This window comes from Neisseria sp. (genome assembly GCF_041804105.1).
Taxonomy (GTDB): Bacteria; Pseudomonadota; Gammaproteobacteria; order Burkholderiales; family Neisseriaceae; genus Neisseria.
The window spans coordinates 1-9,726 of sequence record NZ_JBHCJY010000115.1 but is presented as its reverse complement, the minus strand read 5'-3'; the positions used below and the strand labels follow the sequence as shown (position 1 = coordinate 9,726).

General features: G+C 50.8%; 9 protein-coding genes. 3 read left to right on the top strand and 6 right to left on the bottom strand.

Features of this window, described 5'->3' with window-relative positions:
• Positions 1 to 767: 767 nt before the first annotated feature.
• Positions 768 to 1,097: an energy transducer TonB gene (locus ACEYDX_RS10045; protein ID WP_373741884.1), complete on the bottom strand. Its 330-nt coding sequence runs from the start codon at positions 1,095 to 1,097 to the stop codon at positions 768 to 770.
• Positions 1,098 to 1,423: 326 nt separating this feature from the next.
• On the opposite strand from ACEYDX_RS10045, the gene cysD reads away from it, so the two are divergent.
• Complete coding sequence (gene cysD, locus ACEYDX_RS10040; protein WP_373741883.1) at positions 1,424 to 2,338, top strand: sulfate adenylyltransferase subunit CysD; 915 nt, start codon at positions 1,424 to 1,426, stop codon at positions 2,336 to 2,338.
• Between the two features lie 108 nt (positions 2,339 to 2,446).
• Positions 2,447 to 3,652: an aldo/keto reductase gene (locus ACEYDX_RS10035; protein ID WP_373741882.1), complete on the top strand. Its 1,206-nt coding sequence runs from the start codon at positions 2,447 to 2,449 to the stop codon at positions 3,650 to 3,652.
• A 350-nt stretch (positions 3,653 to 4,002) separates the two neighbouring features.
• Here the strand turns inward: ACEYDX_RS10035 and rpmG are convergent, their stop codons facing one another.
• From rpmG to ACEYDX_RS10020, 3 genes are all read right to left on the bottom strand, one after another.
• Positions 4,003 to 4,158, bottom strand: coding sequence for a 50S ribosomal protein L33 (gene rpmG / locus ACEYDX_RS10030; protein WP_003684373.1), 156 nt, complete (start codon positions 4,156 to 4,158; stop codon positions 4,003 to 4,005).
• 29 nt (positions 4,159 to 4,187) lie between these two features.
• Entirely contained in the window at positions 4,188 to 4,421 is a 234-nt protein-coding gene (gene rpmB, locus ACEYDX_RS10025) for a 50S ribosomal protein L28 (RefSeq protein WP_373741885.1), read from the bottom strand.
• A gap of 180 nt (positions 4,422 to 4,601) precedes the next feature.
• Complete coding sequence (locus ACEYDX_RS10020) at positions 4,602 to 5,825, bottom strand: M23 family metallopeptidase (RefSeq protein ID WP_373741881.1); 1,224 nt, start codon at positions 5,823 to 5,825, stop codon at positions 4,602 to 4,604.
• Between the two features lie 677 nt (positions 5,826 to 6,502).
• On the opposite strand from ACEYDX_RS10020, the gene ACEYDX_RS10015 reads away from it, so the two are divergent.
• Positions 6,503 to 7,246 (top strand): hypothetical protein, encoded by a 744-nt coding sequence (locus ACEYDX_RS10015; protein WP_373741880.1) that lies wholly within the window; start codon positions 6,503 to 6,505, stop codon positions 7,244 to 7,246.
• A 498-nt stretch (positions 7,247 to 7,744) separates the two neighbouring features.
• Here the strand turns inward: ACEYDX_RS10015 and ACEYDX_RS10010 are convergent, their stop codons facing one another.
• On the bottom strand, positions 7,745 to 8,431 hold the full coding sequence (locus ACEYDX_RS10010) for a thiol:disulfide interchange protein DsbA/DsbL (protein WP_373741879.1): 687 nt from the start codon (positions 8,429 to 8,431) through the stop codon (positions 7,745 to 7,747).
• A 24-nt stretch (positions 8,432 to 8,455) separates the two neighbouring features.
• Positions 8,456 to 9,529: an SPOR domain-containing protein gene (locus ACEYDX_RS10005; protein WP_373741878.1), complete on the bottom strand. Its 1,074-nt coding sequence runs from the start codon at positions 9,527 to 9,529 to the stop codon at positions 8,456 to 8,458.
• Between the last annotated feature and the right edge of the window lie 197 nt (positions 9,530 to 9,726).

Genomic DNA, 9,726 nt, shown 5'->3' with positions numbered 1-9,726 from the left:
GACGGCTGGCTGGCCGATTGGGCGGCCAACCGCGAAGAAAACGAAGGCTTCGGCGATTTCTCCGTGCGCACCGGTATTGTGAAACCGGTATTGGATGCCCCGCGCGATTTCTGGGCGGCACAGGCTTAGCCTGAAACGGACAATAAGGAGAAGAAGGAGCAGCAAAGGCCGTCTGAAAACTTTTTTCAGACGACCTTTATTGTCGGCAGGCTTGCGAACGACCCGCAGCACTTGCCGATGCACTTTAAGCACGGTTTTACTTTTGGCTGTGTTCGGGTATTGCGTTGAGAACACACCGGCAAGACGGATTTCTCCCACTTCCGTCATTCCCGCGTAGGCGGGAATCCATGTTTGAAATCCGGTATCTTTTTTGTTAAGCAATCACTTACCGAATATCGTAACTGGATTCCCGCCTGCGCGGGAATGACGGAAGTAAGCATCAACGTAATATCCAAACACAGCCTTACTTTTTTACCGCCGCCGGCACCTGTATCCGTCCAAGTCCGCATCCCGTTAAGAAGCCGAATAAGTGAAAGCAGTTTACCTGTTTTGCCTTAACCGAACCCGTCATTCCCGCCTGCGGAAATGACGGAATCGGAAAAGTCTGCCCTACCTGTATGCCGGTAGCACCTTCCGCACAGCCTTATTTTTCAGACGGCCTGTTTTAAGCGTACTGAAACCGCAAACATCCCTATGCCGTCTGAAAACTTACCGGATACAATCGCTACGAAGCCCTCGGCTTACAAACGATTGATGTACAAGATAATTTATCCTCTCAGTTTAAACTCCACCTGGGTTTTTATCCGCGTCCAATCCGTTACCCGAAACGATGCCTCATGTACCGCTTTTACCGCCGCTTCGTCCAATATGGGCGAACCGCTGCTGCGGGTAACGGTTACTTTGTGGACACGATTCTGCGGGGAAACCAAAATTTCCAAACCGACCACGCCCTCTATACCGCTTTTTTGCGCTTCTATCGGGTATACCGCTCGGATTTTGCCGCCCTCACTGACTGCATTTCGGGATTCCGCCGCAACGGAAGGCATTGCCGCTGCCAGTAAAACCGCTGCTGCGGCCACATTCACTATCTTCTTCATCAGCTTATTTCCTTTCTGTTCGGTTTTGCAGACGGCCGATCCGTACCGCCTGCCATACCGTAAAATACTGCGCCGGTTCCGTCAAGAAAATCCGGCTTGAACGTTTTCAGACGGCCTGCCGCTTGTTTTCAGGGTTCGCGCGTTTGGTTCGGCAGACGCGATATAACCAAACCGTCTTTCATTAAAACAACACAGTCTTTCCCTTTTTCAGACGGCCTGTTTAAAGTTCGGGCTGAAAACACAGGCATCCCAACGCCGTCTGAAACCCGCTGCCGCACGGGATGCCGTCTAAACATCCGACCGACCGCAACTGCCGAAAGAACACCATGTCCATCCAAAACCGCCATCTCGACTGGCTCGAAGCCGAGTCGATCTACATCATCCGCGAAGTGATTGCCGAAGCGAAAAACCCCGCGCTGCTGTTTTCCGGCGGCAAGGATTCGGTGGTGCTGCTCGCGCTGGCCGTGAAAGCCTTCAAAATCGAAGGCCGTCCACTGAAGCTGCCGTTCAAACTGCTGCACGTCGATACGGGGCACAACTACCCCGAAGTGATTGCGTTCCGCGACCAAACGGTTGCCGAAACGGGCGTTCAGCTTGTGGTCGGCCATGTGGAAGATTCCATCAGGCGCGGTACGGTGGTGTTGCGCCGCGAAACAGATTCGCGCAACGCGGCGCAGGCAGTTACGCTGGTGGAAACCATCGAAGAGCAAGGCTTCGATGCGCTGATGGGCGGCGCGCGGCGCGACGAAGAAAAGGCGCGGGCGAAAGAGCGGATTTTCTCGTTCCGCGACGAATTCGGCCAATGGGATCCGAAAAACCAGCGCCCCGAACTCTGGAGCCTTTACAACACCCGCCTGTTCCAAGGCGAAAACATGCGCGTGTTCCCGATTTCCAATTGGACGGAACTCGACGTGTGGCAGTATATCGAGCGCGAAAACCTCGCCCTGCCGCCGATTTATTATGCCCATGAACGCGAAGTGGTGGAACGCGGCGGCCTGCTCGTTCCCGTTACCCCGCTCACGCCCAAGCGCGACGGCGAAACATCGGAAATCCGCAGCGTGCGCTTCCGCACCGTCGGCGACATTTCCTGCACCTGCCCCGTTGCCAGCACCGCCGCCACGCCGTCTGAAATCATCGCCGAAACCGCTGCGGCCACGATTTCGGAACGCAGCGCCACCCGCATGGACGACCGCGTATCGGAAGCGGCGATGGAAGAGCGAAAAAAGGCGGGCTATTTTTAGGATAATTTCCGTCATTTCCGCGCAGGCGGGCAGCCACTAAAAACACAGGAAAATTTTTCCTGTTCAATCAGTTACACAACCCGGGCATCAGTTTTCCGTCTGCACGGATTGGACGGCACAGATAAATCCGCACCGTCGCCGGTTTTAACAAAGCCTTGCTGTCTGCCCTGCCTTTTCGACCGAGGCAAAAGGCCGTCTGAAACCGCCGCATGGTTTTCAGACGGCCTTAACCATCCACCGAACAAGGAGCAATATATAGAACAGCGATCTTTAGGCATCACCGGTATCCAAGTCAGCAAAATCTGTTTGGGCACCATGACTTGGGGTGAGCAAAACACCGAAGCCGAAGCACACGCCCAACTCGATTACGCACTCGCGCACGGCGTGAACTTCATCGACACCGCCGAAATGTATCCCGTGCCGCCGTGCAAAGAAACCTATACCCGTACCGAACAATTCATCGGCAACTGGATTGCCAAACGCGGCCGACGCGACGATTTCGTGCTCGCCAGCAAAATCGCCGGACCTACCGGCAACAATGCCAACGGCCTCGACAGCTACATCAGGGGCGGCAACGATTTTTCCCGCGCCCAAATCATCGAAGCCTGCAACGCGAGCCTGGGCCGTCTGAAAACCGATTATCTCGACCTCTACCAACTGCATTGGCCGGAACGCAAAGTCAATTATTTCGGCAAACTCGGCGTATCCGCCCTTGCCGACGGCGAAACGTTTACCCTGTTTGAAGAAATCGTCGGCGCGCTCGACGAACTCGTCAAACAGGGCAAAATCCGTGCCTACGGCCTGTCGAACGAAACCCCGTGGGGCACGATGCGTTACCTCAACGAACACGAACGCAACCCTGCCCTGCCGCGTCCCGCATCGGTACAAAACCCCTACAACCTGCTCAACCGCAGCTACGAAGTCGGCATGAGCGAAATCTCGCTGCGCGAACAAATTCCGCTGCTGGCCTATTCGCCGCTGGCCTTCGGCGTATTGAGCGGCAAATACCGCCACGGCACCAAACCGGAAAACAGCCGCCTGGCCCTGTTCGAACGCTTCCAACGATATACCAAACCCAAAGCCTGCGAAGCCGTCGAACGCTATGCCGCCGTCGCCGACCAAGCGGGCCTGACCCTGACCGAACTTTCGCTGGCCTTCGTTACCCAACAGGCTTTCGTTGCCAGCAACATCATCGGCGCGACGACATTGGCACAGTTTGCCGAAAATATTGCCACGGCAGACGTTACCTTGTCTGACGACGTACTTGCCGCGATTGATGCGATACATGCTGAAATCAGCAACCCCTGCCCGTAACCCGTAAACCCGAGCCGGCGCAACCGCCAAAGCAAAGGCCGTCTGAAAAATATTTTCAGACGGCCTTGATGATTAAAAGCTGTGTTTGGTATTACGCTGATATTTAATTTTTTGTCATTCCCGTGCAAACGGAAATCCAGCTTGGATACTGATAAGTAATTGTTTAATAAAAAACCTGATTGCAAACATGGATTCCGGATTCCCGACTGCACGGAAGCGGTACAGGTTTCGAAAAATGATTCTTGTCGGTATGCCGTCAACGAAATAGCCGAAACAACCATGATTAAAAAGCCCGACCAAACAAAAAGCCCCCTGAACGGGAGCTCTTGCAACATCAAAACCAAAGCGGATTATTTCAATTTGGTTTCTTTGTAGATAACGTGTTTGCGGGCAACAGGATCGAATTTTTTGATTTCGAGCTTGCCGGGCATGGTACGTTTGTTTTTTGTGGTGGTATAGAAATGGCCGGTACCGGCGCTTGATTCCAGTTTGATTTTATCGCGCATTACAGTAATCCTTATCTAGCTGAACGTAATCAGATCTCGCCGCGCGCACGCAGGTCGGCCAGAACGACATCGATACCTACTTTGTCGATGGTACGCAGAGCAGCGTTTGATACGCGCAGGCGCACCCAGCGGTTTTCACTTTCTACCCAAAAACGGCGTGATTGCAAGTTAGGCAAAAAACGACGTTTGGTTTTGTTGTTGGCGTGTGATACGTTGCTGCCAGACATCGGGCGTTTACCGGTCACTTTGCAAACTCGTGCCATGGTTGGTCTCCAAACTTCTAAAATAGTAAAACGTGATTTATACCATAAAAAGGGCATTTTGTTCAAGCAGATTTTGAAAGAAAACAAGATATCAGCACAACCAAACCCGCCTGGAAAAACGGAACAGAAATGCCGTCTGAAACTTTTTTCAGACGGCATTATCGATGCTTTTCCGAAGTTTTAATCCAACTGTGCAACCGAAACAGGAATATCGCGAATGGCAGCCAAAGAAGTATCAGACTCTCTTAACTGTTTGCGGAATGCGGCCATGTTGTCCGGGGTCAGCTTGGGTGTCGGCAGGGCGACTGTGGCTGGGTTCACAGGTTGGCCGCTGATACGGACTTCGTAGTGCAGATGCGGCCCGGTGGAACGACCGGTGGAACCGACATAACCGACAATATCACCTGCACGCACCGCACCGGTTGACTGAGAATAGGCGCTCAAGTGGCCGTAAAGCGTTTCCATACCGTTTTTATGGCGAATCATCACAGTATTGCCGTAACCGCCTTTCCAGCCTTTGAAAATCAGTTCGCCATCTGCGGGGGCACGGATGGGCGTACCGCTGGGCGCTGCGTAGTCAATACCGGTATGCATGCGCACGCTGCGAAGTACGGGATGTACGCGATAGCCGTATGGAGAGGAAATACGTGCACCGGGGAGCGGGTGTTGCGAAAAGCCTTCTTTAGCCTGAATGGCTTTACCGCTGGCATCGTAATAGTTACCGCTTTCTTCGTCGCCTTTTCCTTGGCTGTAGTAATAGGCCTGATAGGTTTTACCGCCTTTGGTGATTTCTGCGGCCAAAATATCGCCCGTACCCATCTGCTGACCGCGGAAATACATGCTGTTATAGAGCAGACGGACAACATCGCCTTCTTTCAGGTCGTCAAGATTGACGGTATCTTTGAAAATCTCCTGCAAAGATTCGCGCACTTCAACGGGAATTTCGGCTTGTGCCATTGCGCCGCGTGCAGAAGTACGCACAACAATCGAACGCAGGGTGGGCATGGTTTTCATATCGACTTCTGCTCGCGATGCCCGCCACTTGCCGTTAACCTTTTCCAAGGCGACAAGATTGCGTTCCAGTTCTTCATCATTGAAGAACTGCACATCGGTAAGCTGGCCGGAAGCATCGACACGAATATTGACCGACTGTCCCGGGCGCAATTGGGTCATATTACGCTCGGCATTGTTCTTGGCCATAATCTGCTTGATTTCATTGGGGGCAACACCCATGCGCGACAATACGTCGGCAAGAGAATCACCACTTTGTACCGCTTCTTGCGCCCAATAGCTGCTTTGAAATGTGCCGGTATCGACGAATACAGCCGGCAGCTCTTCCGAAACGCGTTCGATTTTGAAAAACGAATTTTTCAGATTCGGATCGGTTACTGCATACGCGGTCATCACACCGGAGACAGGCAACAGAATACCCAACAGCGACCAACGTACAGGTTTGTTTGTCCAAAATTTATTGAAAAAAGAACCGGAAAGTTTTTTCACTCAATCGTCCTCGTCTTCGGCTGCCCAAACGGCACCTGATTATCTTGGTTATTTTAAAATTTCTAATTAAAAACAGCTATTTATTTCATAAACCGCACCAAGTCTCAAATAACACTGAAACTGCAATGCCATGAATATCAAATAAAAAGCCGCCGTATCACGCCCGCTATTATCGCGGAATTTCAGAAAAACCGCATAGGGGTTTTCCCAACTTTACGGCAATCATTTTACCACAATATGCCGCAGCCGACTCCGTTCGTTGCAGAAATATACCGTTCAACAGCAGTTTTATTACAGCACCGATATTGCGTAAAATAGGCGTTTTTCCTCCCCACTGCACCATGAACCTGACCCTCGCTCTGCCCTCACTCAACCGCAATCACGACGAAACTGTCCCGCCACTTTCGCTTCCCTCTTTTAACCAAATTTTGCGTTTTGGAAAATATACCGCAGCAGCCTTAAGGCCGTCTGAATTTTACGGGCGCTTTTTATGGCAGGGTAGCTTGTCAAATGCGGCCAAACGGAAAATCGGGTTGGATATTGCATCGAACACTGTTTTTGCATCACCGGTTTGGCAGCAGATGGAACTGCATCATATGAGCCTGCTCGACGGCAGCAGCTTTGGCATTTCCGAACAGGAAGCAGTCGAGCTGTGCGACGGCCTGACTTCATTTTACAGCGAAAACGGATGGCGGTTCCAACCACTGAACCCCACTTTATGGCTACTGACTCTACCCGACACTCCCGATTGGCTCTCGCCGTGCATACTGGATGTGTGTGGCCAAATTGACAGCAGCGTACAGGCCGAAGGCGAAGGCCGTCTGAAATGGCTGAGATACCAAACCGAAATCCAAATGTGGCTGCACAACCATGTGCTCAACAGTAAGCGCAACAGCAACGGTTTACCGCCCATCAACGGCATCTGGTTGTGGAATGACGTTATCGGGCAATCAGACGGCCGTTCGGCGGTATCGTCCGACAGTCCGTGGGCTCAGTTTTACCCGGGCATCTACACGGATGTTCCTTATGGTTTCAATGAATGGCTGCAAATGATGCAGGAAAACCAGCCGGACATTTCAGACGGCATCGTATTTTTGGACGATCTCGTTCCGACTTTCCATACCGGCGATGTGTGGGCCTACAAAACCATTATCGAACAATGGGAACAACAATGGTTTACCCCCGCGCTGGCAGCCTTGAAAACAGGCCGTCTGAAAACACTAACTGTTGCTACCGACGGTAAACAAGGCGGAACTTTTATACTGAACCGCCGCTCCCTGTACGCATTTTGGCGCAAGTGCAAAATTTTTTCGGGAACATGGTAACAGCGGAAAACATCCGAACAACTGCCTACTATGGATAAATTATGCCGCAATCCGGCAGCCGCTTTTTTGCCTTATGACAAACCTGCTTAATCTTTATGACACAGCATTGCGATATTTTTTGATTGAAAAATGTGATTGAAAAAACGGTGGTTCAGTTTCCAAAAACTCAAACAGAAATCATGCCTGTCATTGTTTGCGGTTGCTCCGCATATCTGATTGAACATACATCTCAAAACCGTTGTTCAAAATACCGCACAGCCCTGACGAAATCTAAAATCCACAACATATTAATGCCGTCTGAAAAAGACTATAAACTGCCTACTGTTCAGAAGATACGATGACACAGCAGAACAGCACAAATTATCCCGAAAAACTGTTTCGCATAGCGCTTTCCGTTTTTTTCAGACGGCCAATCTGTTGAAAAAGTGTTACGCTTCTGATTCATACCGAATAAAAAGCAGCCTATACAGGCTGCTTTATTTTTCACTCTGTGTTCGCTTAACGGTTGGCGGATTTGGCTACCGATGCACCCTTGCTTTTTAGAGCGACTCTCGGAGCAGGTGCCTTCATACCGCGTTCGGCACGGATTTTGGCCACAAGCTCATCAACGGTTTTCATGCCTGCGTTCCAGTCGCCATTGAATTTGACCTCATACTTACCGCCGACAATCACGGTAGGTGTACCGCTGATTTGGTAAGTGTTGGTCAACTCTTCCATTTTCTTAGCCAGAGTCTGATTGTTCGCACTGTCATACGCGGCAATCAATTTTCCGCTGTCAAAACTTTTTTGTGCCTTTGCCCACTGCTTAAACGTGTTGCTGTCGGCCAAATTGATTTTTTGCTCGTACACGGCTTTGAACACGGCAGGATTGGCCTGGTATTTCAGACCCGATGCGTTAACGGCCGCCGCAACGCGGGCCAGGCCCAACATCTCGGGCTGCCAAACCACATGCTCGGTACGCAGGTAAGTATCGCGCGGGAAAGTTTTGGCATGTTTGAGTATGACAGGATCAAGATGATAACAGTGCACACAGAAATACCCGAAAAATTCGAGTACTTCGATTTTATCTGCCTGAGCCTGGGGAATCGGCTTGGCCAATACAGTGTAGTCTTTACCTTCCGTGGCAGCTTGGGCATGGGCGGTCAATGCAAGAGCCGCCGCCAGAAATACGGTTTTGAGTTTCATGGGTTTTCCTAATAAAGTTATCGGTTATTTGGCACTACGGGTAAAACTGCTGACACCGTTGCGCTGAAGGGTTTGCTGGATTCGCTTGGCTTCTGCCGAATCTATCGCGCCGCTTTGCAGCCGGTAAACGGTTTTACCGTTTACTTCCGATTCGACGACACCGGCGGATACACCCATCATGGCAAGTTTGGCACGCTGGCTATCGGCCTGTCCGCGCTGGTTGTACGAACCCATTTGCAGATAAACTTTCCTGCCGCTTTTCGCTTGGCCGTCTGAAGATTTCGCTTTTCGTTCGGCTTTGTTTTTTCCGTTATCAGCTTCAATGACACGGCGCGCCCGCTCTTCTTCACGGCGTTTCTCGCGTGCAGCTTCCCGAGCTTTTTCAACGCTGCCACTGTCCAAAATTTCTTCCGGCGTGGGTTTGGCGGTTTTACGCGCATTTTCTTTCGTCGTACCGGATTTTTTAGTATCGGTACGCTTATCCGCATCTTTCTGTTTTTGATCTTTAGCACCACCGGTCGCAGGCTTCGCAGATGTCTGCCCTTTTTTATCAACAGGTGCTTTCTGCTCTTGACTCTTACGATCGACAGCCTTTTTATCAGCCTGCTCTTGCGCAGCTTTACGATCCGAGTCAACATTACCGACCAAGCCGTCTGAAGCAGACTTGGCAGACTGTTTTGTGTCATTTTCGGATTTTGGCGCAGTCTGCTCAGACTGTTTTTTCGGCGGCAAGGCTACTACAGCTTTATCCTCTTCCGATTCATCATTACGCTGCTGCTCCGTTTCCGCTTTGGCCGACTCATCCTCTGATTCTACGCTTTGCCTTTCAGATGCATTTTTTGGCCCTGCATCCGACGGCTTGGAATCCTGTTCCGCATCACTTTGCTTCGGCTTGCTTCCGCTTTCTGATTCCTCATTTCCTTCAGGACTTAATATCTCTGGTCTCGAAGCGGTTTTTTCCTGCCGGGCGGATTCTTTAAATGAATTTTTTCCGTCTTTGTTCAGAAAAAACAAAATACCGATGATAGCGGCTGTGGCCAGCAACAGCCCGGACAAAAAACCTGCCAAGCCTTTACCATGTTGTTTTTTTGCGTTCATAAGCTACCTTATTGGGTTCAGACGGCATATTTATTATACCGGCCTCTAGGAACGGGTTATTTTAGCAACAACTATCCCAATGGGCAAAAGACTTACAAAGCCCTGCGAAAACTTACTGCGCGTAACACATACCTTGAGAGTAAAAGTACTTACTACAGGCAATGCTATTACTGCTGCCGGACCGTTATTCTGTCTTG